This window comes from Amycolatopsis sp. DSM 110486 (genome assembly GCF_019468465.1).
Classification (GTDB): domain Bacteria; phylum Actinomycetota; class Actinomycetes; order Mycobacteriales; family Pseudonocardiaceae; genus Amycolatopsis.
The window spans coordinates 4908425-4933458 of record NZ_CP080519.1; the positions used below are offsets into that span (position 1 = coordinate 4908425).

Below are 25034 nucleotides of genomic sequence, written 5' to 3' on the forward strand. Positions count from 1 at the left end.
CTCAGTCTGCCGACGCAGGTGTATCAGACGTCGCGGAGGGGCGGCGACGACGGCGCCGACGTGCCGGACGCTCACCCGTTTCTCCGGTTTCTCCCGAAGCCGAGGCCGACGCGGTGGCCGCGCCGGCAGGGCCGGTCGACTCCCCACCGCCACCACCACGGGTGCGGCGACGCGAGCGCGAGCGCTCCTCACCCGAACCTGAACCCGACGCAGCGGAGTCGGAGGAAGCAGCAGCGTCCGCCTTCTCGACCGCCTCAGCCGCATTCGCACCACCACGGGTGCGCTTGCGCGGAGCCCGCGTGCGCTTGCGCGGCGCGGCGTCGTCGTCAGAAGCAGAACCGGCGCCCCGGCCACCACGGCCACGGCGCTTGCCGCCCAGGTCCTCTTCCTCCTCGGCGGCCAGCCCGGCGCGGGTCCGCTTCGCGAGCGGGAGCCGGCCGGTGGTGCCCTCTGGGATGCCGAGGTCGCTGAACAGGTGCGGCGACGACGAGTACGTCTCCACCGGCTCCGGCTTGTCCAGACCCAGCGTGTCGGAGATCAGCTTCCAGCGGGGCATCTCGTCCCAGTCGACGAGGGTGACCGCGACACCCGTGCGCCCCGCGCGGCCGGTGCGGCCGATGCGGTGCACGTAGGTCTTCTCGTCGTCGGGGCACTGGTAGTTGATGACGTGCGTGACGTCGTCGATGTCGATGCCGCGAGCCGCGACGTCGGTGGCCACCAGCACGTCGACCTTGCCCGAGCGGAACGCGCGCAGCGCCTGTTCGCGAGCGCCCTGGCCGAGGTCACCGTGCACGGCGGCGGCCGCGAAGCCGCGCTCCACCAGGTCGTCGGCCACCTTCTGCGCGGTGCGCTTGGTGCGGCTGAAGATCATGGTGAGTCCGCGGCCTTCGGACTGCAGCACTCGGGCGATGACCTCCGGCTTGTCCATCGAGTGCGCCCGGTAGACAAACTGCGTGGTGCGCTCGTGGATCGCGCTCGCGTCGTTTTCCTCGGCGCGGATGTGCGTGGGCTGACGCAGGAACGTGCGCGCCAGCGTGATGATCGGGCCCGGCATCGTGGCGGAGAACAGCATCGTCTGCCGTTCGTCCGGCACCATCCGCAAGATGCGCTCGATGTCGGGCAGGAAGCCCAGGTCGAGCATCTCGTCGGCCTCGTCGAGCACGAGCCCGCGGACCTTGCCCAGCACCAGGTGCTGCTGCTCGGCCAGGTCGAGCAGGCGGCCCGGGGTGCCGATCACGACGTCGACGCCCTTGCGCAGCGCGTCGATCTGCGGCTCGTACGGCCGCCCGCCGTAGATGGCCAGCGTGCGGATGCCGAGGTGCTTGCCGGCGCCCTTGAGGTCGTTGGCGACCTGGATGCACAGCTCGCGGGTCGGGACCACGACCAGCACCTGCGGGGTGCCGTCGCCGGGCACCTGCACGCGGTGCAGCAGCGGGACGCCGAAGCCCAGCGTCTTGCCCATGCCGGTGCGGGCCTGGCCGATGAGGTCGTCGCCCGCCATGGCCAGCGGCAGCGTGAGCGCCTGGATGGCGAACGTGCGCTCGATGCCGGCCTCGCCCAGCGCCTTCACGATCTCCGGCTTCACGCCGAACGAGGCGAAGGTGGGTGCCTCGGGCTCGACCTCGACGCCCGCCTGCAGCGGGTGCGAGGTGTCGAGCGCGGCCGGGCCGGTCTCGCTGTGCTCCAGCGCGACTGCGGGGGTGGTGGTTTCTTCGGTTGTGGACTGTTCTGCGGTCAGGGTGATCGCCTCTCTCGTGACCAGCGCGCACAGGCCGGTTGTCACTCGACACTCGACCGGGGGGTCTGGGCAGGCACCTTGAGGATCCGGCGCCGCAGCCGCCCTCCCGGGAATGCCGCTGGAGGCGTGCACGCACAATTGCAGCGAGCCCCGGCAGCCCTGGTGGCGCCGGTCGCCCGCCTGTTTCCCGCAGCCAGAAGACGTGCGGAAGCCTTGTCAATTCTTCCGCAGTGTACCTGGTCAGGAGTTTTTCAACACTACCGGGCGCGACGGCGCGGCGTGGGATCGGTCTCTTCACGGCGTCGACCACGGGTTCGGCGATACCCTCGTCGCCGTGACCGACCCGAAAGAGATCAGCGAAGGTGTCGTCGACCTGCTCGGCGTGATCGCCTATCTCGAGCTTTCCGCGTTCGACCGGATGGCCGAGGACGCCCGCACCGCGCCGACGCTCGCCGGCCGCGCCGCGCTCGCCTCCATGGCCGCGGCCGAGATCGGTCACTTCGACATGCTGTCGGCCCACCTCGCCGGCCACGGCGTGTCCGTCGACGACGCCATGCGCCCGTTCGTGGCCCAGGTCGACGCGTGGCACGCCTCGACGCGGCCCAAGTCGTGGCTGGAATCGCTGGTCAAGGCCTACGTCGGCGACGGCCTCGCGGCGGATTTGTACCGCGAGATCGCCAGCTGGCTCGACCCGGAGACGAAGGACCTGGTGCTCACCGTCCTCGCCGACACGGGTCATTCCGCGTTCGCCGAGCGCGAAGTCGCCGCAGGCATCAAGGCCGACCCGAAGACGCGCGACAAGCTCGCTTTGTGGGGCCGCCGGCTCCTGGGCGAGGCCCTCACGCAGGCCCAGTACGTGGTCGCCGAACGCGATGGCCTGGCCGAACTCATCGTCGCCGGCTCCGGCGACCTGTCGGGAATCGCCGGGTTGTTCCGGCGGTTGCAGCAGGGGCACACGAAGCGCATGCAGGCGCTCGGTCTCGGCTGAAGTGCCGGTTCACCACGCGGTGGCGCGACACCGCAGCGCTGCGGTTGGGCTAGCCTTGCCAGGCGTAACGACAACGAATTTCCAGCGGAGGTCCCACGTGGAGGTCAAGATCGGCATCAAGGACACGCCGCGCGAGCTGGTGGTGTCCAGTGGCCAGACCGCCGACGAGGTGGAGAAGCTGGTCGCCGAGGCCCTGACGGCCGGTGACGGGCTCTTCCGCCTCAACGACGAGAAGGGCCGCAAGTACATCGTCCCGTCCGACCGCATCGCGTACGTCGAGATCGCCCCCTCGGACGTCCGCAAGGTCGGCTTCGGCGTCGGCGACTGAGGCTCGCGAGTTCTGGCGGTTCTCGAGTTTTCGCGGTTTGACGAAAAAGCCGCCCTGGGCTTTGGCCCGGGGCGGCTTTTTCATGTCTTGGGGAGCTTTGGCGAGTCGCTGGGCCCCGAATCAGGCAGTCGCTGCTTCGACTTCTTCCAAGCTCGTCGGCACCGAAAACGGCGGCGTGGACGTCCCCGTGATCCGGTACCGCCCCCAGGGGTCCGGATCCGACAGCTCACCGTCGGCCGAACGATCCTCCACCACGACCGTGCAAGCCTTCTTCCGGCCGCCCACCGCCGCGGTCAGCTCGCCCGAGGCGGAAATCCGCCCGTACCAGTGGTAATACCCGTCGATCGGCTGGAAGTGGCCGCGCAGGTCGACCTGCACAGCCATTTCCACGCCAGCGACGACGAGGGTCGCAGTGCCGGCGTAACCGTCTTCGTCGCTCATGAAAAGCCTCCCAACGATGGAAAACAGCTCAGCCCGCGTCGCTGTCCGCCGGGGCGTCGGTCTTGGCGCGTCCGAGTTGGACGACCTTGTTCTCCTCCAGCGGCAGGTTCGGGTCGATCACCACGCCGTGCTGGCGGGTGAGCCCGTCGATGGCCGCCCAGATGATCTGCGTGAGGTACTCGACCACGGAGTCGCGGCTCATGGAGCGGCGGTCGAGCCACCATTCGCCGGTGCTCTGGACCATGCCGACGATCCCGTGCGCCCACGGTTCCGCCGCGCCGGAGTCCATGGAGAACATGCGCATGTAGTCGCCGAGCAGGGCCGTCAGCGCGGTGGCGATGACTTCCTTGTCCTCGGCGACGACGTCGGAGTCGCTCACCGTCTTCTCGTGCAGGCCGCCGCGGGCGAGGAGGCGGTAGAGGTTCGGGTGTTCCTCGATCACGGAGAAGAACGCGTCCAGCGCCATCCGGATGCGCGGCACGGGCGCGAGTTCCGCGTTGATCGCCGGGATCAGGCGCTCGAAGAGGATCTCCGTCCCGCGCTGCCCGAGCGCCACATACAGGTCGGCCTTGTCCTCGAAGTGCCGGTACAGCACGGGTTTCGTGACGCCGGCCTCGGCCGCGACGTCCTCCATGCCCAGGTCCGGACCATGGCTGTCGAGCGCCCGCAGCGCGGCCTCCACGAACTCCGCCCGGCGCGCAATGCGGTGCTTGCGCCACCGGTCGCGCCGGGCGTCACCGGTCGCGGCTTCCCCCGGAGCCGGGTGCTTGCCGGACTGCTTGCTGGAGCGCTTGACACGTTCGATCACCCGGGTCATGCTACCAGAGGTAACTGTTACCTCAAGTTACAGCTATAGGAGAGAGGGCGAGCGATGACGCGGACGCTCAAGGAGACCGACCGGGAGAAGACCGCCGACCGGCTGCTCAAGTCTTCGGCGAACAAGTTCTACGACCCCGATGTCGACATCGACTGGGACGCACCGCTCGTCGACGGCAAGAACTACATCCTCCCCGAGCGCTCGTCGCTCTATGGCACGAAACTCTGGGACGGGCTCACCCCCGAGCAGCGCATCGAGCTCGGCAAGCACGAGGTCGCGAGTGTCGCCACCACCGGCCTGTGGTTCGAGATCCTCTTGATGCAGATGCTGCTCAAGGAGGTCTACGACGAGGACCCCACGAGCTCCCACGCGCAGTTCGCCCTCACCGAGATCGCCGACGAGTGCCGCCACTCCACGATGTTCGCCCGCATGGCCGCGCGCATCGGCTGCCCCGCGTACGGCCCGGTGCCGGCGCTGCGCCAGTTCGCGAAGCTCATGCCCACCATCTCCTACGGCCCCGCCCGCTACGGCGCGATCCTCGTGGCCGAAGAGGTGCTCGACCGCCTGCAGCGCGAGCAGATGGTGGACGAGAACGTGCAGCCGCTGGTGCGCATGGTCAACCGCATCCACGTGCTCGAAGAAGCGCGCCACGTGACCTTCGCGCGCGAAGAAGTCACGCGCGGGATGGCCAAGCTGGGCAAGCACGAGATCGCCTACCAGCAGTTCATCATCGCGTTGATCTCGTACTTCGTCACGCGCGCGTTCATCAACCCCAACGTCTACAAGGCCGTCGGCATCCGCCCGCGCGACGGCGTCGAAGCGGCGCTGAACAACCCGCACTGGCGCGCGACGATCGCGTGGGCCGGCGAGAAAATCATGCCGTTCCTGCAGGAGTCGGGCCTGGTCGGCTTGCCGGGCCGCTACTTCTGGAAGAAGTCCTTCCTGCTGCCGGAGGGCAAGTGACCACGCTCGAACGGCTGCGTGACCCGGCGCGCGACCATCGGTTCATGGCCGGCGACGGTGCCGCCCTGCACGTCGAGACGTCCGGTCCGGCAGACGCACCGGTCACGCTCGTGCTGGTGCACGGCTGGACGCAGGACCACCGCACGTGGGACGGCGTCGTCCGGCACCTCGGACCGGCCACGCGGGTGTTGCGCTACGACCTGCGTGGCCACGGGGGATCGTCGCCGGCTCGACGGGGGGCGGCGACGATCCCGCGACTCGCGGACGACCTCGCCGAGCTGATCGCCGAACGCGTACCGAACGGACCGCTCGTGCTGGCGGGCCATTCGATGGGCGGCATGACGATCATGGCGCTCGCCGAACGTCATCCGGACCTGCTGAAGGCGCGCGTCGCCGGTGTGGCGTTCGTGGCCACGTCGTCGGGCCAGATGGACCGGATCACGCTCGGCATGCCCGGGCCGGCAGGGGCGATGTCGGCGCGGTTCGAGCGGCGGCTGGCCAAGGCGCTGGCGCACCGCAAGGGCGAACGGCTGCCGTTGAGCCCGGCGATGGTGCGGTCCGGTGCGCGGTTCCTGGTGTTCGGCGACAATCCGAAGCGCGGCGACGTGAACAGCGTCGTCGACCAGCTGCTGTGCGCGCATCCCGCGAGCCTGGGCGAGTTCCAGGACGCGATCTCCGTGCACGACTGCCGCGTGGCCTTGCGCGCACTGCGGACCGTGCCCGCGGTGGTGCTGGCGGGGGAGAAAGACCGGCTGTGCCCGCTGCCGCACGCGAAGGTGATCGCCGACGAGCTGCCCGACGCCGAGTTCATCCGCTACCCGGGCGCCGGCCACATGCTTCCGCAGGAACGCGCGGCCGAAGTCGCCGCGCGGATCAAGACCCTGCTGCCGGCTAGGACCCCTGCTCCATAAGGGACTTCAAAGCCGAGACGGTCGCGGGCACATCCTCGAACACGGGGGTGTGCCCAGTGTCCACTGTGGTCAGTTCCGCGTCCGGCAGGTGCTCCACCAGGTAGCGCGCGTCCGCCACGGACCGAGCCCGGTCGTGGACGCCGTGCAGCACCCGCACCGGACACCGGATCGACGCGAGCTCCGGCGTCAGGTCGAGATCGCGCTGGCTCGTCAGCACCTCCAGCGCGGCCTCCTGCGGCACGCGCGCGGCGTACGCGAGCAGGTCGTCACGCAGCTCCACCGGCAACGGTGAAGCGAACGACCGGTCCAGCACCGCCGCGTGCAGCTCCGGCCCCCAAGCCTGCGAAATCGTCTGAAGGATCCCGTCGACGTCACCGTGGCCCCGCATGTGCGCACCGGTGTTCGCGAGCAGCAGCCCGGCCACCAGTTCGGGGTGTTTCGCCGTGAGCCGCAACGCGATGCAGCCACCCGTCGAATGCCCCACGAGCAGCACCGGCCGGTCGATCCGCGAAGCGATCCGCTCGGCCACGTCCTCGATCCGCCACGGCCCGGGCGCCGACATCCAGTCCACGGCGTGCACGACGCCCGGCCACGCCCGCGCCAGGGGACCGAAGACCGCCGGGCTGCAGAGCGTGCCGGGGACGGCCACCACGAGCGGGGCCAAGCGCGTCAGCCGTCCTTGAGCGGGAAGCCACCGCCGATGCCGCGCCACGCGAGGTTGGCCGTGAGCGCGACGGCTTCCTCCTGGGACATCGACTGGTTGTGCTGCAGCCAGTAGCGCGCCGAGACCTGCGACATGCCCACCAGGCCCACGGCGAGCAGCCGGGCCTTGTCCTCGTCCAGGCCGGCGTCGGCGGTGATGGTCTCGGTGATGGCCTCGACGCTGGCGGACACCGCGCGGTCCACGGCCTCCTGCACGGCCGGCTCGCCGCGCAGGTCGCTCTCGAAGACCATCCGGAACGCGCCGGCGTCTTCACTCACGAAGTCGAAGAAGGCACCGACCGTGGCCGGCACGCGCTGGCGGTTGTCGCTCGTCGAGTCGAGCGCGCCCTTCACGCGGCTCACCAGGTCGTCGACGTGACTTTCGAGCAGCGCGATGTAGAGGTCCAGCTTGCCGGGGAAGTGCTGGTACAGCACGGGCTTGCTGACGCCCGCCTCCTCGGCGATCTCGTCCATGGCCGCGGCGTGATAGCCGTTTTCGGCGAAGACGCGTTGCGCGGCCGTCAGCAGCTGGGCGCGGCGTTCGGTCCTGGGCAGCCGAACGCCTCGTTGCTGCAGTCGCGCCATTTCCGTCATTCTTCCTCCCGTCCACGGCTTCGCCGGGCAGTAGCACCGCCGCGTGAAGCGGGTTTGAGATTACTCGCGGGTACGCCCGGAACGCCAAGTGTCGGGCATCCTGGGGTGGTGACCACATCCACGACGCGCCCGGCGACCGCGACGGCGGTGTGCCCGGCTGTGACTCACGTGCCGCTGTCCACGGCGCCGTTGCCCGCGCTCGAGCCGGTGCTGCCGCCCTGGCCTGGCGTTGTCGAGGACGTGGGCGGTGTTTCGCTGAACGTACGCCGCACCCCTGGACCCGACGGTACCGTCGCCGTCTACGTGCACGGGCTCGGCGGGTCGTCCAGCAATTGGACCGACCTCGCCGCGCTGCTCGCGCCCACCGCGAGCGGCCGAGCGATCGACCTGCCGGGCTTCGGCTTTTCAGAGCCCGCCGCCGGCTTCGACTTCAGTCTCGACGAGCACGCCGAGGTCGTCGCGCGCTACATCGAGGGCCTCGACGCGGGGCCGGTGCACCTGGTCGGCAACTCGATGGGCGGCGCGGTCGTGCTGCTCGTGGCCGCGGCGCGCCCCGAGCTGGTCCGCACGCTCACGCTGATCTCGCCGGCGATGCCCGACCGCCGCCCGGACCCGCGGCGGCTGTCGGACCCGCTGATGGCGCTGGCGTACCTGCCGGTGGTGGGCGCGCGCGTGCGCCGCCGGCTGGCCTCGATGACGGCCCGCGAACGCGCGGCGCAGGTCATCAAGCTGTGCTTCTACGACCTGGCGAAGTTCCCCGAGCAGCGGCTCGACGAGCTGACCGAGGAACACGGCGCCCGCGCGGCGCTGGCCTGGGCCGCGCCCGCGATGGCGCGCAGCACGTTCGGCATTTTCCGGCGCTGGAGCGCGGTCGGTGACGCGTCGCTGTGGTCCGTCGCGGCGCGGGTGAGCATCCCCACACTCGTCGTCTGGGGCCTTCACGACCGGGTGATCTCCGTGCGGCGCGCGCCCCGCACCGCGCGGCTGCTCCGACACGCCCGGCTGCTGGTCCTTCCCCGAACCGGGCACGTGGCTCAGATGGAACGCCCGAATGTCGTAGCGCGGGCCGTTCTGGGGTTGTGGGAGGCCGCCGAAAAGGGCACCTGGTAGTCCGAACGAGTGACAGATCATCTCTCGGTCATCAGCCGGTCGCCGAGAGCATCACGGTTCGGATATGGCACCCTGGGGCGGTGGACCGGCCGAAGGACGCACGAGGAGACGACCGGCGAGCCTCGTACGCCGGTTCAGCCAGGCGTGCGACGTCGGCCTCGTCAAAGAATTCGTCGAGTAGTTCGTCAACCAGCTCCAGGAACGCATCGCTCACGGACACGGGCTCCCCGCGCGTCGGCCAGTTCCGGCCGTCGAAGCCGCCCGCCCAGCGCGTGGGCGAGGACCGCTACCGCCCCGGCTCCCGGCGCACCAGCGCGGAGCCGCTGAAGGCGTCGTGGCAGCCGAAGGGTGACGAGGAGAAGCCCGCCGCCCGCAGGCCGGCCGCGAAGAAGCGCGGCGTCGGCGGGTTCGTGAAGACCTACGGCTGGCGCGTGTACGCGCTGCCGATCCTGGTCGTCATCACCGCGCTCGTCGTGGTGAACACGGCCACCAGCCCGGCCGAGCCCGGTTCGACCACCACCGCGGGCACCGGCGAATCGGCGGTGGGCGACGCGGCGGCCGGCGCGATCGACGGCGGCCAGGCCATCCCCGAGAACCCCGCCAAGCCGGCGGACGTGAACGTGCCGACGGCCGAGCTGCCCACGGGCGGCAACTACACCGAGAGCGGCAAGGGCACCTGGCACGTCGTGCCGGGCTCCGGCCCGACGGTCGGCAAGAGCGGCAAGCTGTACACCTACACCGTCGAGGTCGAAGACGGCATCGACCCGTCCAGCTACGCCGGCGACGACAGCTTCGCCACGGCCGTGCAGGGCATCCTGTCCGACCCGCGCAGCTGGACGTGGAACGGCAAGATCCGGCTGCAGCGCGTGGACGCGAGCTACCCCGACCCGAGCTTCCGCGTGAGCCTCACCACGCCGAACACCACGCACCGCGCCGACGCGTGCGGGTTTCAGATCAAGTTCGAGGCCTCCTGCTACCGCCGCAGCATGGGCCGCGTGCTCATCAACCTCGCCCGCTGGGTGCGTGGCGCGAAGGCCTACGGCGCGGACATGACGGGCTACCGGCAGTACGCCATCAACCACGAGGTGGGCCACGCGCTCGGCAACATCCACGTCGGCTGTCCCGCGACCGGGGACCCGGCGCCCGTGATGATGCAGCAGTCGTTCGGCGTCGCCGACGACTATGTGGCGATGCTCAACAACATCCCCGGCGGCGACAAGGGCAAGGTGGCCTCCGACCACCACGTCTGCGTGCCCAACGCCTGGCCGAACCCGACGCCGCCCGCGTAGAACCGGTCCCGCCGTACAAAGCAACCCTCGTCCCACGATCCGGACGCCGGGAAGCCCACCTTGCCTGTGGGCGTTGTGGATACTGGGATTGACTACGCGATCCACGCGAGTATGGAGGACCCGATGTCAGACACGGCACTGCCGCCGCTCGTTGAGCCGGCTGCGGAGCTCACGAAGGAAGAGGTGGCCCGGTACAGCCGCCACCTCATCATCCCGGACGTCGGGGTGACCGGGCAGAAGCGGCTGAAGAACGCGAAGGTCCTGGTCATCGGTGCCGGCGGCCTCGGCAGCCCCGCGCTGCTGTACCTCGCCGCGGCGGGTGTCGGCACGCTCGGCATCATCGACTTCGACGTGGTCGACGAGTCGAACCTGCAGCGCCAGGTCATCCACGGGGTGTCCGACGTCGGCAAGCTCAAGGCCGCGTCGGCGCAGGAGTCGATCGCCGAGATCAACCCGCTGGTCAAGGTGTACCTGCACGTCGAGCGGCTGGAGTCGGCGAACGCGCTCGAGATCTTCGAGCAGTACGACCTGATCCTCGACGGCACCGACAACTTCGCCACGCGCTACCTGGTCAACGACGCCGCCGTGCTGCTGGGCAAGCCGTACGTGTGGGGCTCGATCTTCCGCTTCGAAGGCCAGGTCAGCGTCTTCTGGGAAGACGCGCCCAACGGCAAGGGCCTGAACTACCGCGACCTCTACCCGGAGCCGCCGCCTCCGGGCATGGTCCCGTCGTGCGCCGAGGGTGGTGTGCTGGGCGTGCTGTGCGCGTCCATCGGCTCGATCATGGTGACCGAGGCGATCAAGCTCATCACCGGCATCGGTGAGCCCCTGCTCGGGCGGCTCATCAGCTACGACGCGCTGGAGATGAAGTACCGCGAGGTCAAGATCCGCAAGGATCCGGAGACCCCGAAGATCACCGAGCTGATCGACTACGAAGCCTTCTGCGGTGTGGTGTCCGACGAGGCCGCGCAGGCCGCTTCGGGCAGCACGATCACGCCGGCGGAGCTCAAGGCCAAGTTCGACAACGGCGACGACTTCGCCCTCATCGACGTCCGCGAGCCCGGCGAGTACGAGATCGTGAACATCAAGGGCGCGACGCTGATCCCGAAGGACCGCATCCTCTCGGGCGAGGCGCTGGCCGAGCTGCCGCAGGACAAGCCGATCGTGCTGCACTGCAAGTCGGGTGCGCGTTCGGCGGAGGCGCTGGCCGCTCTGCACGCGGCCGGGTTCAAGGACGCCACGCACCTCGGTGGCGGCATCCTGTCCTGGGCCAAGCAGATCGACCCGAGCCTGCCCACCTACTGACGGTTCCCGCGCAGGAAGGCCTCCCCGGTTCGCCGGGGAGGCCTTCCTGGCGTTTTGGGCGCGTGGCGGCGGGTGTGTCGGAAATATGAAAGCGTTCCGTGACCAGCGCGTCTTCTCGTTCGTGGCGCGCACAGGCGGGTACCTTCGGTTCTCGTGAGGTCCACTCTCGAACGGCCACCTGAGCGGGTGTGCGCAGCCTTCGGCGGCGACATCGGCCTCGTTTCGGCGTTGCCGGACTCGACGGCCTGGCGCTGCGGCGAGCTGGTGCTGAAGCCGGTTTCCGACCGCTCGCGCACGTTGTGGACCGCCCGCGCGCTGGAGCACGCTGACGACCCAGGCCTGCGGATCGCGAAGCCGGTGCGCGCGAGCGACGGCCGCTGGATCGTCGGCGACTGGTCGGCGTGGCGCTACGTCTCGGGCGCGGCCGAGAACCACGTCGACGGCGCCATGCTCGCGGCGGTGAAGCTCCACCGCGCCACGGCCGACCTGCCGCGGCCCGATTTCCTGTCCGCGCGCGACGACCTCGACGCGGTGGCCGACCGCATCGCGTGGGAAGAGCTCGATCGCCCGCTCGACGAGGCCAAGGGCGGTCGTTGGTTCGAGGTGCTCGCGCCGTCGCGCCGGCCGATCAAGCTGCCGTTGCAGGTCGCGCACGGCGAGCTGCTCGCGGGCGTGCTCTTCGACGGTGACGCGGCGCCCGGCATCGTCGACTTCGTGCCGTATTACCGGCCGGGCGAGTGGGGCGCGGCGATCGTGGCCGTCGACGCCCTGGCGTGGGGCGGCGCCACCGGCGAGCTGCTCGACCGCTGGGCGCACCTGCCGGAGTGGCCGCAGCTGCTGCTTCGCGCGGTGCTGTTCCGCTTGGCGGCCAACGCGTTGAACCCGCGTTCGACGGGCGCGGCGCTCGACGGTCTGCGCGCGGCGGCGCGTGAGGTCAGCGCGATCCTCTGAGTTTTTCCGACCTCACCGTGAGGTCGCGGAAAGTGGCGAGTGATGTCAACTGCCTGAAACAATCAGGCATCTCCAGGTAACACGGCGTGCTTAGCGTCGGGGCCATCGCCGACCCCGAGGAGCGCCCGTGCCGCACGTCGACACGCATTGCCCCTACTGCGCGCTGCAGTGCGGAATGCGCTTGGCCGGCACGCGCGTCACTCCGCGCGACTTCCCGGTCAACGCGGGTGGCCTGTGCCAGAAGGGCTGGACGTCCGGGGAGCTCCTGCGTTCCGGCGATCGGCTGACCACACCGCTGATCCGGCGTGACGGTGAGCTGACGCCGGTGAGCTGGGCCGAGGCGCTGGACCTCGTGGCGGCGAAGCTGCGTGAGCTGCGTTCGTCGCACGGGCCCGACTCCGTCGCGGTGTTCGGCGGCGGTGGGCTGACCAACGAAAAGGCTTACCTGCTGGGGAAGTTCGCGCGGGTCGCGCTGGGGACGTCGCAGATCGACTACAACGGCCGGTTCTGCATGTCGTCGGCCGCGGCGGCGGGGCTGAAGGCGTTCGGGGCCGATCGCGGGTTGCCGTTCCCCGTCACGGATCTGGCCGAAGCGGACGTGGTGCTGCTGGCCGGGGCGAACCCGGCGGAGACGATGCCGCCGTTCGTGCAGCACCTGCGCGGTGCCGAGCTGATCGTGATCGACCCGCGGCGCACGCCGACGGCCGAGCTCGCGAGCCTGCACCTCGCGCCGGCACCGGGGACGGATCTGGCTTTGGCGTCGGGAATCCTGCACGCGGTGGTCGCCGAGGGGCATCTCGACAAGTCCTATGTGGATCTTCGCACGAACGGGTTCGACGAAGCCTGGCGCCTCGCCGCTGCGTGGTGGCCGGAGCGGGCCGAGCGCGTGACCGGGGTTGCGGCGGCCGATCAACGCCGAGCTGCCGAGATGTTGGGTGAGGCGCACAACGCGTACGTGCTGACTGCGCGGGGCACCGAGCAGCACGCGACGGGGACGGCGAACGTCAGCGGGTGGATCAACCTGGCGCTGGCGTTGGGGCTGCCCGGTCGCGCCGGTTCCGGGTTCGGCTGCCTCACCGGTCAGGGCAACGGCCAGGGCGGGCGCGAGCACGGGCAGAAGGCGGACCAGCTGCCGGGGTACCGGAAGATCGACGACCCGGCCGCGCGCGAGCACGTGGCCGGAGTGTGGGGTGTCGCGCCGGAAAGCCTGCCGGGGCCGGGGCGTTCGGCGACGGAGTTGCTCGAGGCGCTGGGGCAGGAGGGCGGGCCGAAGGCGTTGCTGGTGTTCGGCAGCAACGTCGTGGTGTCGGCGCCGCGGTCCCGCCGCGTCCAAGATCGGCTGTCCGCTTTGGACCTCCTCGTGGTCGCCGACTTCGTGCTGTCGGAGACGGCCGAGCGCGCTGACGTTGTGCTCCCCGTGACGCAGTGGGCCGAGGAAGACGGCACGCTCACCAACCTCGAGGGCCGGATCCTGCTGCGCCGCAAGGCCGTCGACGCGCCGGTGGGCGTCCGGTCCGACCTCGACGTGCTGCGGGAGCTCGCCACCCGGCTCGGTCAGCCCGCCGAGCGGTTCCCGGTGGACGCCCCGGCTGTGTTCGACGAGCTGCGCGCGGCCTCCAAGGGCGGCACGGCGGACTACTCCGGCATCACCTACGACCGGCTGCGCTCCGGTGAGGCGCTGCACTGGCCGGTGCCTTCCGCGGAGCACCCCGGAACCCCGCGGATGTTCCTCGATCGCTTCGCCCACCCGGACGGCCGCGCTCGGTTCGCCGCCGTCGACCACACCGGGCCCGCGGAGCTGCCGGACGCCGAGTTTCCCTTGCAGGCCACCACGGGCCGGGTGCTCCAGCACTACCAGTCCGGCGCCCAGACGCGCCGGATCCCGGAGCTGGTGGACGTCGTGCCCGAGGTGTTCGTGGAGGTCCACCCCGACACCGCCGCCCGCGCGGGCCTCGCCGAGGGGGAGCGGGCGCTGGTCCGTTCGCGACGCGGGGAGACGGTCGCCCGCGTGCGGTGCGTCGCCTCGCTGCGGCCCGACCTGGTGTTCCTGCCGTTCCACTTTCCCGGCGAGGGGCGCGCGAACCTCCTGACGAACCCGGCGCTCGACCCGGTGAGCCGCATGCCGGAGTTCAAGGTGTGCGCGGTCGCACTGTCCAGAGTGGATGCCGGGGTGGCCGCATGAGAGCCCGGCACGTGGTCGTGGCCGGTTACGGCATGGCCGGCGCCCGGCTGGCCGACGAGCTGCGGCGCCGGGACCCGTCGGCGGAGCGGGTACGGCTGACGATCGTCGGCGCCGAGCCGCATCCCGCGTACAACCGGGTGCTGCTGTCGTCCGTGCTCGCGGGCGGGCTGAGCGCGGCGACGGTGCGGCTGCACGACGAGGACTGGGCGGCTCGGTCCTGCGTCGACCTGCGGCTGGCCACGTCCGTCACCGGGGTCGACCGCGCGAACCGTCGTGTGGAGACCACCGACGGCCCGCTGGAGTACGACGCGCTCGTGCTCGCCACCGGCGCCACGCCGTGGCTCCCGCCGGTCGAAGGGCTCGAGCCGGGGCCGGGCGTCGCGATGTTCCGGACCCTCGACGACTGCACCCGCATCCTCGACGCCGCCCGGCCCGGTGCTCCGGTCGTGGTGCTCGGCGGCGGGCTGCTCGGCCTCGAGGCCGCACGGGGCCTCGCCGGGCGCGGCGCGAATGTGACCGTGGTGCACCCGCACGGCCACCCGATGGAACGCCAGCTCGATGCCGGCGCCGGCCGCGTGCTCGCGCGGCGGCTCGCCGAGCTGGGCGTGACCTTCCGCTTCGACGCGACGGCCGCGCGCCACCTGCCTGGCGACGGCGTGAAGCTCGACGACGGCAGCTTCGTCCCGGCCGACCTCGTGGTGGTCGCCGCCGGCGTCCGCCCGGACACGGCGCTGGCCGAGGCCGCCGGGCTTGCGGTGGACCGCGGCGTGCTCGTCGACGACCTGCTGCGCACCAGCGACGGCCGCATTCACGCGCTCGGTGACTGCGCGCGCCACGCACACGCACCGGCCGGGCTCGTGCAACCCGCGTGGGAGCAGGCCGCGGTGCTCGCGGACCTCCTCACCGGCGCCGACACCGCGGCGCGCTACCGAGGCACGAGCGTGGTCACGCGGCTGAAGGCGCGGGGTGTCGACCTGACCGCGCTCGGCGAGACGCACGCGAGTGACGACGCCGACGTGCTCACGATCGACGACCCGTCCGGCGGCCGCTACGGCAAGCTCGTGGTCCGCGACAACCGCGTGACCGGCGCGATCCTGCTCGGCCTGCCCGACGCCGCGGCCACCGTCACGCAGTTCCACGACCGCGGCATCCCGCTGCCCGAAGACCGGCTCGCCGTGCTGCTCGGCCGCGCGCTGCCCGCGGGCGCGCCGGCCGCCGCGAGCCCTGCCGACCTGCCGGCGTCGGCGCTGATCTGCCGGTGCAACGCCGTGACCAAGGGCCGGCTCGTCGACGCGTGGCGCGGTGGCGCCACCGACGTCGCCGCGCTCGCCCGCACCACCCGCGCCACCACCGGCTGCGGCGGCTGCCACGACACCGTGTCGGCCGTCGCGGGCTGGTTGGCGGCGCAGTGAGCACCCGACTCTCTCTTGCCAAGGAGGACGCCGTGAAGAATCGCTGGATCGAGCACTGGACACCCGAGGACGAGACCTTCTGGGAGACGACCGGGAAGCGGATCGCCCGCCGCAACCTGTGGTTCTCCGTGTTCGCCGAGCACATCGGGTTCTCGATCTGGACACTGTGGTCGGTCGTCGTGCTGTTCATGGGCCCCGCGTACGGGTTCTCGGCGGCGGACAAGTTCCTGCTGGTGTCCACGCCGACGCTCGTGGGCGCGATCATGCGGCTGCCTTATACGTTCGCCGTCGCGAAGTTCGGCGGTCGCAATTGGACGATCTTCAGCGCGGCGTTGCTGCTGGTGCCGACGGTGCTGACGGCGATCGTGCTGCACCCCGGAACGTCGCTCGGCACGTTCGTGCTGATGGCTGCGCTGGGCGGCGTCGGCGGCGGGAACTTCGCGTCGTCGATGACGAACATCAACACGTTCTACCCGGAGCGGTACAAGGGCTGGGCGCTCGGCCTCAACGCGGGCGGCGGAAACCTGGGTGTCGCGGTGATCCAGCTGGTCGGCTTGCTGGTGATCGGCACAGTGGGTGCGACCGCGCCGCGGCTGGTGCTGTTCATCTACCTGCCGCTGATCGTGATCGCGGCTTTGTGCGCGGCGCTGTTCATGGACAACCTCGCCACGGTCCGCGGTGACACCAAGGCCATGCGTGAGGTCGTCCGATATGGACACACGTGGGTGATGTCGCTGCTGTACGTCGGCACGTTCGGGTCGTTCATCGGCTACAGCTTCGCGTTCGGGCTGGTGCTGCAGAACCAGTTCGGCCGCACGCCGTTGCAGGCGGCGGCGGTGACGTTCCTCGGGCCGCTGCTCGGTTCGCTGGCCCGGCCGCTGGGCGGCCGGCTGTCCGACCGGCTCGGCGGCGGCCGGGTCACGTTCGCGACGTTCGGCTTGATGGCGCTCGCCACGGTGGTGCTGGTGCTGGCTTCGTCGGCGAACTCGCTGGGGTTGTTCACGGTCGCGTTCATCGTCCTCTTCGTCCTGACGGGCATCGGCAACGGTTCGACGTACAAGATGATCCCCGCGATCTTCCAGGTGAAGGCGCGCGCGGCCATCGACCTCGGTGGTGACGAGGCCGCGGAACTGCTCAAGGCCCGTCGCCTGTCGGGTGCGTTGATCGGGCTCGCGGGGGCTATCGGCGCACTGGGCGGGTTGTTCATCAACCTCGCGTTCCGGCAGTCGTTCGCCGACGCGCACAGCGGGATTCCCGCGTTCGTCGGCTTCCTGGTGTTCTACGCGGTGTGCGTGGGCGTGACGTGGGTGGTGTACCTGCGCAAGCCCGCGGTGCGGGCGCAGGTCGCGCTGGCCGGGGCGGAGGTCTGATGAGGACACTCGTGGTGGCCGGGCACGGCATGGTCGCGCACCGGCTCGTGGAGGCGCTGCGCGCGGCGGACACGGCCGGCGAGTGGCGGGTCGTGGTGCTGGCGGAGGAGAACCGGCCCGCGTACGACCGGGTGGCGCTGACGTCTTATGTGGACACGTGGGATCCGGCCGCGCTGGCCCTGCCGGGCGCGGACTACGCGGACGATTCCCTTGTGGATCTTCGCCTCGGTGACGCCGTGGCGGCGGTCGACCGGGCAGCTCGTACGGTGACGACCGCGACCGGTCGCGTGCAGGAGTACGACGCTCTGGTGCTGGCCACCGGCTCGCGGCCGTTCGTGCCGCCGGTGCCGGGGCGGGAGCTGCCGGGTGTGTTCGTGTACCGGACGATCGACGACCTGGATGCCATCCGGGTGGCTGCCTCGAAGCCGGGCCGTGGGCGACGGTCCGCGGTGGTGATCGGCGGCGGGCTGCTCGGACTGGAGGCCGCGAAGGCGTTGCGGGACATGGGCTTGTCGCCGCACGTCGTGGAGATGGCGCCGCGGCTGATGCCGCTGCAGGTCGACGAGGGTGGTGGCGCGCTGCTGCGCCGGCTCATCCAGCAGCTCGACGTGACTGTCCACACGGGAACGGCGACGGACGCCCTCGAGGCTGACGGGTCAAGGCTGTTGGCCAAGCTCGGCAACGGTACGGAGCTGGACGTGGACCTCGTGGTGTTCTCCGCGGGTGTCCGCCCACGCGACGACTTGGCGCGTGAGTGTGGCCTGGCCGTGGGCGAACGCGGTGGGGTGCTGGTGGACCCCGAGTGCCGCACCAGCGATCCGGCCGTGTTCGCGATCGGCGAGTGCGCGGCCGTCGAGGGGCGGGTGTACGGGATCGTCGCCCCGGGGTACGCGATGGCGGAGGTCGTCGCGGCGCGGCTCACCGGGGGAGCGGCGTCGTTCCCGGAGCCCGATACGGCCACGAAGCTGAAGCTGATGGGTGTCGACGTCGCCAGCTTCGGCGACGCGCACGCGGCAACCGAAGGTGCGCTGGAAGTCGCGGTGAACGACGCCGTGGCAGGGACGTACAAGAAGCTCGTGGTCACCGACGACGGCCGGACGCTGCTCGGCGGCGTGCTGGTGGGCGACGCGGCCGAGTACCACACGCTGCGGGCACTGGTCGGCCGTCCGTTGCCCGCGGAGCCGGGTGCGCTGCTCGCGCCGGCCGGCGGCGGCGCGGCGGTCGGAGTGGAGGCGTTGCCGGACGAGGCCCAGATCTGTTCGTGCAACGGCGTTTCCAAGGGTGCGCTGACGCGGGCCATCCACGAGGAGGGCTGCGACTCGGTCGGCAAGCTCAAGGCGTGCACGCGAGCGGGCACGTCGTGCGGCTCGTGTGTGCCGATGTTGGCGAAGTTGCTCAACGCGTGCGGAGTCGAACAGTCGACGGCGCTTTGCGAACATTTCGCGCACTCGCGGGCGGAGCTGTTCGAGATCGTGCGGGCCACGCGCATCACCACGTTCAGCGAGCTGGTCAGCCGCTACGGCACGGGTTCGGGCTGCGCGGTGTGCAAGCCGGCCGTCGCGTCGATCCTGGCGACGCTCGGCAACGGCCACATCCTCGGCGGTGAACAAGCGACGCTGCAGGACACGAACGACAAGTTCCTCGCCAACCTGCAGCGCAACGGCAGCTACTCCGTGGTCCCGCGCATCCCCGGTGGCGAGATCACGCCGGAGAAGCTGATGGTGATCGCGCAGGTCGCGAAGGACTTCGGGCTGTACACGAAGATCACCGGAGGCCAGCGGATCGACCTGCTGGGCGCGACGGTGGACCAGCTGCCGGAGATCTGGCGGCGGCTCGTGGACGCGGGGTTCGAGTCCGGGCACGCGTACGGCAAGGCGCTGCGGACGGTGAAGTCGTGTGTCGGGTCGACCTGGTGCCGCTACGGCGTGCAGGACAGCGTCGGCCTCGCGATCGAGCTGGAACTGCGCTACCGCGGGTTGCGTTCGCCGCACAAGATCAAGTCCGGCGTCTCCGGCTGCGCGCGGGAATGCGCGGAGGCACGCGGCAAGGACTTCGGCGTGATCGCGACCGAGCACGGCTGGAACCTCTACCTGGGGGGCAACGGCGGCGCCACCCCGCGCCACGCGCAGCTGTTCCTGTCCGATGTGGACACCCCGACGTTGATCCGGACGATCGACCGGTTCCTCATGTTCTACATCCGCACGGCCGACCGGCTGCAGCGCACGGCACCGTGGCTGGAGGAGCTCGACGGCGGCCTGGAGCACCTGCGCGCGGTGATCGTGGACGACAGCCTCGGCATCTGCGAGGACCTCGACGCCGCGATGGCCAAGCACGTCACGGACTACGAAGACGAGTGGCGCGGCGTGCTGGAGGATCCGGAGAAGCTGGCGCGGTTCAGCTCGTTCGTGAACGCGCCGGGCACGCCGGACCCGTCGATCTCGTTCCGGCCGGAGCGCCTCCAACGGGTTCCGGTACTGCTGGGCGTTCCGGAGGTGCGGCGATGACGACATCGATCGAACGGACCTGGACGGCGGTGTGCGCGGTCTCGCGGGTGGGCGACTGCTCCGGCGTGGCGGCGCTGGTGGAGGGCGAGCAGGTGGCCGTGTTCCACGTCGGCTCGCAGTGGTTCGCTCTGTCCAACTGGGATCCGTGCAGTGCCGCGGCGGTGCTGTCGCGCGGGATCGTGGGCGACGCCGGGGGTGAGCCCGTGGTCACGTCCCCGGTCTACAAGGAACGGTTCTCGCTCCACACCGGACAGTGTCTGGACGCGCCGGGTGTTTCCGTGCCGGTCTATCGCGTGCGCGTGCGGGAAGGGATCGTCGAGGTGGGCTCCCCGTGACGGACGTGCTCCCGCTGGCCGGTTTCGTAGCCGGCATCACCGCGGCGCGCCGGGCGGACGAGCTCGGCGCGCTGCTGGTGCGCAAGGGGGCTGCCGTTCGGTACGGCCCGGCCATCCGGATCGTCCCGCTCGCCGACGACACGGAGCTGCACGCGGCCACCGTGCGGCTGCTGGGGTCCACCGTGGATGTAGTGGTCGCCACCACCGGCATCGGCTTCCGTGGCTGGGTGGAGGCCGCCGAGGGCTGGAACCTCGGCGATGCGCTGCTGGCCCACCTTGCCCGCGCCCGCCTCGTCGCCCGTGGCCCGAAAGCCACGGGCGCCCTGCGGGCCGCGGGCTTGTCGGAGGACTATTCCCCACCGTCCGAAAGCAACGCGGGCGTGCTGCAGCACCTGCTGGCGTCCGGTGTGGACGGTTTGACGATCGCCGTCCAGCTCCACGGCGAGCCCCTGCCGTTCTTCACCGAGGCCCTGCGGGCGGCGGGTGCGTCGGTGATCGAGATCCCCGTCTACCGCTGGGTCGGCCCGGCCGACCCGGGCCCGCTCGACCGCCTGGTGGACGCCGTGCTCGACGGCACCGTCGATGCCCTGCCCTTCACCTCCGCGCCGGCCGCCGCTTCGACGCTCGCCCTGGCCCGCCGCACCGGCCGTCTGCCGGCGTTGGTCGACGCCCTGACGTCGCGCGTGGTCGTCGCCTGCGTCGGCCCCATCACGGCCGCACCCCTTGCGGCGCTGGGCATCCCCACCGTCCAGCCCGCGCGCTCCCGCCTCGGCGCCCTCGCCCGCACCGTCGCCGACGCGCTCCTGGCCCGCACCCCGTGCCTCTCCGTCGCCGGCCACGCGCTGGAACTGCGTGGCCACGCCGTCCTCCTCGACGGCGACTGGCACGACATCGCCCCCGCCCCCATGGCCTTGCTCCGTGCCCTGGCCCACTCACCCGGCCGCGTAGTCTCCCGCCGCGAACTCACCACCTCCCTCCCGGGCGGCGGCGAGGAACACGCGGTGGAGACAGCGATCGGCCGCCTGCGCACCGCCCTCGGCGGCCCGGCCGTGATCCAGACCGTGGTCAAACGCGGCTACCGGCTGGCCGTCGACCGGTGAGGCCGGCGCGGATACTGGAGCCATGCCGCAGCCGCACGAGACCGCGATCGCCCACATGGCAACCCTCGCGGCCGGTGCGCCCGCGGACCCGTCGTGGCGAGTGACCCTGCACTTCCACCCGGATCGGCTCGTCGCAGGGACACCGATTCTGGAACTGCTGGCTCGTGACGCGGTGTACCGGTCGCAGTTCGAGACCGGCACGGGCAACGGGGGCCTCACCGCGCACCCCGGCGGCGCCCGCTGGCGCTGGGAGAGCCGGATCTTCGCCGGGGCCTACGACGACGCACCGCCGGCGCAGCGGCCGAAGTACGGTTCGCTGAACTTCCGCCGACGCCGGATCGGTGGCTCACCGCGTTTCGGGTCGGCCCACCTGCGCCTGGCCGGGCCGGTTCTGGCTCGCACCACGTTCTGCTACCCCGACAGCTTCTTCGAACCCCGGCGATTCGGCGTCGCGTCGAGCCTGTGGGCACTGATCGCGGCAGCCCTGGCGGACGACCCGGATCCGCTCGACGACTACGTCGAAGCGCACGTCCACGGTGTGCTCGATCTTCACGCCGACGTCGAAGCTGTGGTGCTGGACCCCTGCTACCGCGGCACTCCGATCGAGGCCGCTGCCGCCCGGTTGCCGTGCGCCGTCGAATGGCACGGGGGCTTTGTCCTGGCTACGAGCGAACTGCGTCGGCATCCGGAGTACCGAGGCTCGGAGGTCGTGCGGCTCGGGGAATCGCTGGCCCGCGACGGCCGCCTCGATCCCCGTGTTCTCGGTGACGCGTCGCGCGCCGGCCGGCACGACGAGCAGGCACTCAAGCGGGTCTGGCACTACGTGGCGAGGTTCGGCTCTGCCGAGCTTCGAGGATGAGCGCGCACCGGACTGTCCGAAAAGGACGTAACCCGGTCAGACGCGGCTGCCGGCCGGCCGTCGACCGGTGAAGTCCGGCAGTACCAGTGCACTGTGCTCCGGGCGGCCCGGGCCGACGGGCAGCGTCGTGAGTTCGCGCAGGCCGGCGTTGCGTTCGGCAAGGGCTTCGGGCGTGGCGGGGAACATGGTGGCGTTGCCGACGGTGACGAGGGCCTGGTTGGCCTCGACAAACGGGCGCGCGGTCTGTTCGTAGGCGGCGAACGCGGCGGTGTGGTCGGCGTGCGAGGCCAGCTCGCCCGCCAGCACGTAGGCGCCGACGAGCGCGGTGCTGGAGCCCTGGCCCGTGAGGAACGACGGCGCGTGGGCGGCGTCGCCGACGAGGGCGACGCGGCCGGAGGACCAGCGAGGCAGGTGGATCTGGCTGACGATGTCGAAGAACAGGTCGTCGGCCGTGCGCATGGCCGCGACCAGGCGCGGGATCTCCCAGCCGTCGCCTTCGAAGACCTCGGCGACGAGCTCGCGCTGGGCGGCCGGGTTGCGGAAGGCGTCGAAGGGTGGCTCGGGGCGGGTGAAGTTGAGGAAGCCGAAGATGGTGTCGCTGTCGCCCACGGCGTAGAGGGCGGCGCCGCGGCCCGGGGTGGACCAGAGGACGCCTTCGTGGGCCAAGCCGAAGTCGTTGTGCATCGTGAAACCGGCGAAGCAGTAGCCGAGGTAGCGGTGGAACTGCTCCTCCGGGCCGAACGCCAGCGCGCGGACGCCCGAGTGCAGGCCGTCGGCGCCGATGACCAGGTCGAACGTGCGGCGCCGGCCGGCATCAGGCCCATGCGTTCGACCACGCCGAGGGCGGTGCCGCGGATGTCGATGGGGTAGCCGCCGCCGCGCAGGGCCTCGGCCTTCTCGACGACGGTGACGTCGAAGCCGTATTCACGCAGCCAGTAGGCCAGCGCGGGGCCGGCGATGCTGGCGCCGGAGATCAGGACGGTGGTCATGGTGCCCCTCGATAGCTAAGTTAGGTATGCTTCTCGCGAGCGCAACGGGCCCTGGACGACTCCTGCGCTCGAGGCAACTATATAGCTAACTTAGGTATGCAAGAGGTGTGATGAGCGACACAGAAGGCCGGCTCGACCCGATGACGGTGCTGCCGCGCCTGATGCAGCTGAGCACGGTGCTCAACCGCAGCCACCTCGGGGAACGCGCCATGGAGCAGGCCGGCCTCGCCCTCGACCGGCCGGCGCTCACCGTGATCATCACCCTGCAGATGGCGGGCAAGCCGCTGCGCGTCGGCGAGATCGCCACACGTATGCAGGTCGTGGGGCCGCACGTCACGCGCCACCTGAACACGCTGGAGAAGCGCGGGCTCGTCCGCCGCGTCACCGACCCCGACGACCAGCGCGCCCGCCTCATCGAGCTCACGCCGGACGGCGTCGCCGCGGCCGGGCGCTACCTGCAGACCGTCCTGAGCTGGTTCACCGAGGCGGTGGCCGACTGGTCGATCGAGGACCAGCGGACGTTCGGCACGCTGCTGAACCGGTTCGTCGACGACCTGACGGCCCGGCTGTCCGAAGTGGAGTGACTAGCCCCAGGTGACGGAGAAATCCGCGTACCCGCGAGCCGTGGCGGCCCGGGAAGCTTCTTCCTCAGCCGCATCCCGATCCGCCGCGCGAAGCGGGTCGAACGTGGTCACCGTGACGGCCAGGCGTTTGCCTGAACCGCGGGTGCGCCAGACGCCCATCAGCTCGCCGTCCACCAGCAACGCGCCGGGGCTGCCGAGGATCTTCCACACTTCCTTCGCGCGGGCCTTGTCCGGCACCAGCACGGCTTTGTCACGGGCCTGCGTGAACGGATCCAGCGGCGGCAGCAACCGAACCACCGACGGCGACGGCGGATTCTCCAGCGCAGCCACCTGATCGGCGGGCAGGAACGCCCGGCGACCGTCCACTTTGACCTCGACCAGATCATCAGGCCACGCAGCCGACAGAGCCGTCTTCGCCGTGCCCACGAAACCCGCCGCGTCGCCTTGGGTGGCGGGGCCGTTGGCAACGAGGTAGCCGCGCACCACGCGCGACACGGCCGCCGCGTCGGGCGAAGTGCGCATGCGGCCACGGTCTTCCAACGGCGCCAGCGTCGCCGGGGACTGGTCGGCTTCCAGGCGCACGCCGCCGTGGAGGGTGGCCAGGCGCATGAGCTGCTCCTGGATGTGCGTGGCGTTGCAGGGGCGGCACCAGCGGGAGTACTCGGGTGGCAGCTCGCGCGTGGCGGCGGCGCTCACCGCGCCCTTCGACATCGGCTGCGTCACGACCTTGCGGATGGCCCGCGCCGCGGTGAAGAGCACCTCCGACGCGGGCACGCCCGTCGCGCCGATTTCCTTTTTCTGCCACAGCATCCGGGCCAGGGCGTCGGCGTCGTCGAGGGGGATCAGCGACGTCACGAGCTCGCGCAGGTCTTCGCGCCGGTGGAAGTGCGGGGCGCCGCGGTGGGACCAGACGAGCACCACGCGCGGATCGTCCACAAGGGACGTCGGCTCCACCGGTGTCGAAGACCGCGCCGAGAGGGCGAGCAGGGCGGTGTCACGCATGCTGTCCTGCAGACCGAGGTCGAACAGCGGCGACGCCACCGGGTCCGCGAAGTCCCGGTGCAGCCCGTGCCGCGCGACCCGGTACGCCATCACTTGCTTGCGTGACACCTCCAGCACAGCGGCCTCCTTCAGCTCAGCGCGTAGTCGAAGGTGTACGACACCGTCGGTTCGCCCATCGTGCCCTTCACCGTGCCCGACCCGGTCAGGCCGGTGAGCTCGCCCGTCGCGGAGCCGGCCACGACGTCGAACTTCGACCAGATGCCCTTCGGGTCGAAGCCACCCTCGTGCCGGACCACGAACGTGCCGCGACGACCGTCCACGGTCGCGTCGAACCGTTCGAAGCTCGGCGACGTGGTGCCGCCGCCGTCGTAACCCTCGCCCGCGTAGTACAGCAGGTAATCGCAGATCGAATCACCTTCGATCACGCCGCTGTACTCCATCGTGGCGTGCGCGTAGGCCACGCGCGGGCCGCCTTCGCTGCCGCTGGCGAGGTGTTCGTCCCAGTTCTTCATGCTGAACGTGTTCATGGGACCCACTCAACCGCCCATACCTGTCAGCTT

The 25034-nt window shown here is 70.9% G+C and carries 26 protein-coding genes; 17 read left to right on the forward strand and 9 right to left on the reverse strand.

What is annotated here, in order from left to right:
- Window position 1: 1 nt before the first annotated feature.
- Window positions 2-1783 (reverse strand): DEAD/DEAH box helicase, encoded by a 1782-nt coding sequence (locus tag K1T34_RS24025; RefSeq protein ID WP_220246446.1) that lies wholly within the window; start codon window positions 1781-1783, stop codon window positions 2-4.
- A gap of 289 nt (window positions 1784-2072) precedes the next feature.
- Here K1T34_RS24025 and K1T34_RS24030 point away from each other — a divergent pair, with 289 nt between their 5' ends.
- Both K1T34_RS24030 and K1T34_RS24035 read left to right on the forward strand, forming a co-directional pair.
- The gene (locus K1T34_RS24030; protein WP_220246447.1) at window positions 2073-2726 is read left to right on the forward strand and encodes a ferritin-like fold-containing protein; all 654 of its coding nucleotides are present in this window, start codon (window positions 2073-2075) and stop codon (window positions 2724-2726) included.
- A 97-nt stretch (window positions 2727-2823) separates the two neighbouring features.
- Window positions 2824-3054 carry a DUF3107 domain-containing protein gene (locus K1T34_RS24035; protein ID WP_220246448.1) on the forward strand — a complete coding sequence of 77 codons (231 nt, stop codon included), beginning with the start codon at window positions 2824-2826 and terminating at the stop codon, window positions 3052-3054.
- Window positions 3055-3174: 120 nt separating this feature from the next.
- Here the strand turns inward: K1T34_RS24035 and K1T34_RS24040 are convergent, their stop codons facing one another.
- Window positions 3175-3495: a DUF4873 domain-containing protein gene (locus K1T34_RS24040; RefSeq protein WP_220246449.1), complete on the reverse strand. Its 321-nt coding sequence runs from the start codon at window positions 3493-3495 to the stop codon at window positions 3175-3177.
- 28 nt (window positions 3496-3523) lie between these two features.
- A complete protein-coding gene (locus K1T34_RS24045) occupies window positions 3524-4312 on the reverse strand; it encodes a TetR/AcrR family transcriptional regulator (RefSeq protein WP_220246450.1) in 789 nt (262 codons plus the stop codon).
- A 54-nt stretch (window positions 4313-4366) separates the two neighbouring features.
- Here K1T34_RS24045 and K1T34_RS24050 point away from each other — a divergent pair, with 54 nt between their 5' ends.
- Both K1T34_RS24050 and K1T34_RS24055 read left to right on the forward strand, forming a co-directional pair.
- Window positions 4367-5275: a diiron oxygenase gene (locus K1T34_RS24050; protein WP_220246451.1), complete on the forward strand. Its 909-nt coding sequence runs from the start codon at window positions 4367-4369 to the stop codon at window positions 5273-5275.
- Window positions 5272-6186: an alpha/beta fold hydrolase gene (locus K1T34_RS24055; RefSeq protein ID WP_255638676.1), complete on the forward strand. Its 915-nt coding sequence runs from the start codon at window positions 5272-5274 to the stop codon at window positions 6184-6186. The genes K1T34_RS24050 and K1T34_RS24055 overlap by 4 nt, the downstream gene beginning before the upstream one ends.
- Here the strand turns inward: K1T34_RS24055 and K1T34_RS24060 are convergent.
- Together K1T34_RS24060 and K1T34_RS24065 are read right to left on the reverse strand one after the other, a co-directional pair.
- On the reverse strand, window positions 6167-6850 hold the full coding sequence (locus tag K1T34_RS24060; protein ID WP_255638677.1) for an alpha/beta fold hydrolase: 684 nt from the start codon (window positions 6848-6850) through the stop codon (window positions 6167-6169). The two genes, K1T34_RS24055 and K1T34_RS24060, sit on opposite strands and share 20 nt — an antisense overlap.
- Before the next feature lie 5 nt (window positions 6851-6855).
- Window positions 6856-7482 (reverse strand): TetR/AcrR family transcriptional regulator, encoded by a 627-nt coding sequence (locus K1T34_RS24065; protein ID WP_220246452.1) that lies wholly within the window; start codon window positions 7480-7482, stop codon window positions 6856-6858.
- Window positions 7483-7671: 189 nt separating this feature from the next.
- On the opposite strand from K1T34_RS24065, the gene K1T34_RS24070 reads away from it, so the two are divergent.
- Entirely contained in the window at window positions 7672-8592 is a 921-nt protein-coding gene (locus K1T34_RS24070; protein WP_255638787.1) for an alpha/beta fold hydrolase, read from the forward strand.
- A gap of 31 nt (window positions 8593-8623) precedes the next feature.
- Here the strand turns inward: K1T34_RS24070 and K1T34_RS53480 are convergent, their stop codons facing one another.
- Window positions 8624-8806: a hypothetical protein gene (locus tag K1T34_RS53480; protein ID WP_255638678.1), complete on the reverse strand. Its 183-nt coding sequence runs from the start codon at window positions 8804-8806 to the stop codon at window positions 8624-8626.
- A 58-nt stretch (window positions 8807-8864) separates the two neighbouring features.
- On the opposite strand from K1T34_RS53480, the gene K1T34_RS24075 reads away from it, so the two are divergent.
- The 10 genes from K1T34_RS24075 to K1T34_RS24120 all read left to right on the forward strand — a co-directional run bounded on the left by K1T34_RS24075 (window position 8865) and on the right by K1T34_RS24120 (window position 21899).
- Complete coding sequence (locus K1T34_RS24075) at window positions 8865-9881, forward strand: DUF3152 domain-containing protein (protein ID WP_255638679.1); 1017 nt, start codon at window positions 8865-8867, stop codon at window positions 9879-9881.
- Between the two features lie 123 nt (window positions 9882-10004).
- The gene (gene moeZ / locus K1T34_RS24080) at window positions 10005-11186 is read left to right on the forward strand and encodes an adenylyltransferase/sulfurtransferase MoeZ (RefSeq protein ID WP_220246455.1); all 1182 of its coding nucleotides are present in this window, start codon (window positions 10005-10007) and stop codon (window positions 11184-11186) included.
- A 153-nt stretch (window positions 11187-11339) separates the two neighbouring features.
- Complete coding sequence (locus K1T34_RS24085) at window positions 11340-12137, forward strand: TIGR02569 family protein (RefSeq protein ID WP_220246456.1); 798 nt, start codon at window positions 11340-11342, stop codon at window positions 12135-12137.
- 127 nt (window positions 12138-12264) lie between these two features.
- On the forward strand, window positions 12265-14319 hold the full coding sequence (locus tag K1T34_RS24090; RefSeq protein WP_220246457.1) for a molybdopterin oxidoreductase family protein: 2055 nt from the start codon (window positions 12265-12267) through the stop codon (window positions 14317-14319).
- Complete coding sequence (locus K1T34_RS24095) at window positions 14316-15731, forward strand: FAD-dependent oxidoreductase (RefSeq protein WP_220246458.1); 1416 nt, start codon at window positions 14316-14318, stop codon at window positions 15729-15731. The genes K1T34_RS24090 and K1T34_RS24095 overlap by 4 nt, the downstream gene beginning before the upstream one ends.
- A 32-nt stretch (window positions 15732-15763) precedes the next feature.
- Entirely contained in the window at window positions 15764-17101 is a 1338-nt protein-coding gene (locus tag K1T34_RS24100) for a NarK/NasA family nitrate transporter (RefSeq protein WP_220246459.1), read from the forward strand.
- Window positions 17101-19605: a nitrite reductase large subunit NirB gene (gene nirB / locus K1T34_RS24105; protein WP_220246460.1), complete on the forward strand. Its 2505-nt coding sequence runs from the start codon at window positions 17101-17103 to the stop codon at window positions 19603-19605. The genes K1T34_RS24100 and nirB overlap by 1 nt, the downstream gene beginning before the upstream one ends.
- Window positions 19602-19940, forward strand: coding sequence for a nitrite reductase small subunit NirD (nirD, locus tag K1T34_RS24110; protein ID WP_220246461.1), 339 nt, complete (start codon window positions 19602-19604; stop codon window positions 19938-19940). The genes nirB and nirD overlap by 4 nt, the downstream gene beginning before the upstream one ends.
- Window positions 19937-21040: a uroporphyrinogen-III synthase gene (locus K1T34_RS24115; RefSeq protein ID WP_220246462.1), complete on the forward strand. Its 1104-nt coding sequence runs from the start codon at window positions 19937-19939 to the stop codon at window positions 21038-21040. The genes nirD and K1T34_RS24115 overlap by 4 nt, the downstream gene beginning before the upstream one ends.
- Window positions 21041-21062: 22 nt before the next feature.
- Window positions 21063-21899 (forward strand): DUF3626 domain-containing protein, encoded by an 837-nt coding sequence (locus K1T34_RS24120; RefSeq protein WP_220246463.1) that lies wholly within the window; start codon window positions 21063-21065, stop codon window positions 21897-21899.
- Between the two features lie 36 nt (window positions 21900-21935).
- Here the strand turns inward: K1T34_RS24120 and K1T34_RS24125 are convergent, their stop codons facing one another.
- Window positions 21936-22688 carry an FAD-dependent monooxygenase gene (locus K1T34_RS24125; protein WP_370643835.1) on the reverse strand — a complete coding sequence of 251 codons (753 nt, stop codon included), beginning with the start codon at window positions 22686-22688 and terminating at the stop codon, window positions 21936-21938.
- On the opposite strand from K1T34_RS24125, the gene K1T34_RS53485 reads away from it, so the two are divergent.
- Together K1T34_RS53485 and K1T34_RS24130 are read left to right on the forward strand one after the other, a co-directional pair.
- Window positions 22617-22769, forward strand: a complete 153-nt coding sequence (locus K1T34_RS53485) for a hypothetical protein (RefSeq protein ID WP_255638680.1) — start codon at window positions 22617-22619, stop codon at window positions 22767-22769. The two genes, K1T34_RS24125 and K1T34_RS53485, sit on opposite strands and share 72 nt — an antisense overlap.
- Before the next feature lie 229 nt (window positions 22770-22998).
- A complete protein-coding gene (locus K1T34_RS24130) occupies window positions 22999-23472 on the forward strand; it encodes a MarR family winged helix-turn-helix transcriptional regulator (RefSeq protein WP_255638681.1) in 474 nt (157 codons plus the stop codon).
- Here K1T34_RS24130 and K1T34_RS24135 read toward each other — a convergent pair whose 3' ends face one another.
- Window positions 23473-24591, reverse strand: coding sequence for a winged helix DNA-binding domain-containing protein (locus K1T34_RS24135; protein WP_220246464.1), 1119 nt, complete (start codon window positions 24589-24591; stop codon window positions 23473-23475).
- An 11-nt stretch (window positions 24592-24602) separates the two neighbouring features.
- Window positions 24603-25001: a DUF3224 domain-containing protein gene (locus K1T34_RS24140; RefSeq protein WP_220246465.1), complete on the reverse strand. Its 399-nt coding sequence runs from the start codon at window positions 24999-25001 to the stop codon at window positions 24603-24605.
- Window positions 25002-25034: the final 33 nt, after the last annotated feature.

Coding starts and splice junctions, on each gene's coding strand:
- K1T34_RS24040 (WP_220246449.1), bottom strand. CDS start 3,495: ATGAGCGACGAAGACGGTTACGCCGGCACTGCGACCCTCGTCGTCGCT.
- K1T34_RS24045 (WP_220246450.1), bottom strand. CDS start 4,312: ATGACCCGGGTGATCGAACGTGTCAAGCGCTCCAGCAAGCAGTCCGGC.
- K1T34_RS24050 (WP_220246451.1), top strand. CDS start 4,367: ATGACGCGGACGCTCAAGGAGACCGACCGGGAGAAGACCGCCGACCGG.
- K1T34_RS24065 (WP_220246452.1), bottom strand. CDS start 7,482: ATGACGGAAATGGCGCGACTGCAGCAACGAGGCGTTCGGCTGCCCAGG.
- moeZ (WP_220246455.1), top strand. CDS start 10,005: ATGTCAGACACGGCACTGCCGCCGCTCGTTGAGCCGGCTGCGGAGCTC.
- K1T34_RS24095 (WP_220246458.1), top strand. CDS start 14,316: ATGAGAGCCCGGCACGTGGTCGTGGCCGGTTACGGCATGGCCGGCGCC.
- nirB (WP_220246460.1), top strand. CDS start 17,101: ATGAGGACACTCGTGGTGGCCGGGCACGGCATGGTCGCGCACCGGCTC.
- nirD (WP_220246461.1), top strand. CDS start 19,602: ATGACGACATCGATCGAACGGACCTGGACGGCGGTGTGCGCGGTCTCG.
- K1T34_RS24120 (WP_220246463.1), top strand. CDS start 21,063: ATGCCGCAGCCGCACGAGACCGCGATCGCCCACATGGCAACCCTCGCG.
- K1T34_RS24130 (WP_255638681.1), top strand. CDS start 22,999: ATGAGCGACACAGAAGGCCGGCTCGACCCGATGACGGTGCTGCCGCGC.
- K1T34_RS24140 (WP_220246465.1), bottom strand. CDS start 25,001: ATGAACACGTTCAGCATGAAGAACTGGGACGAACACCTCGCCAGCGGC.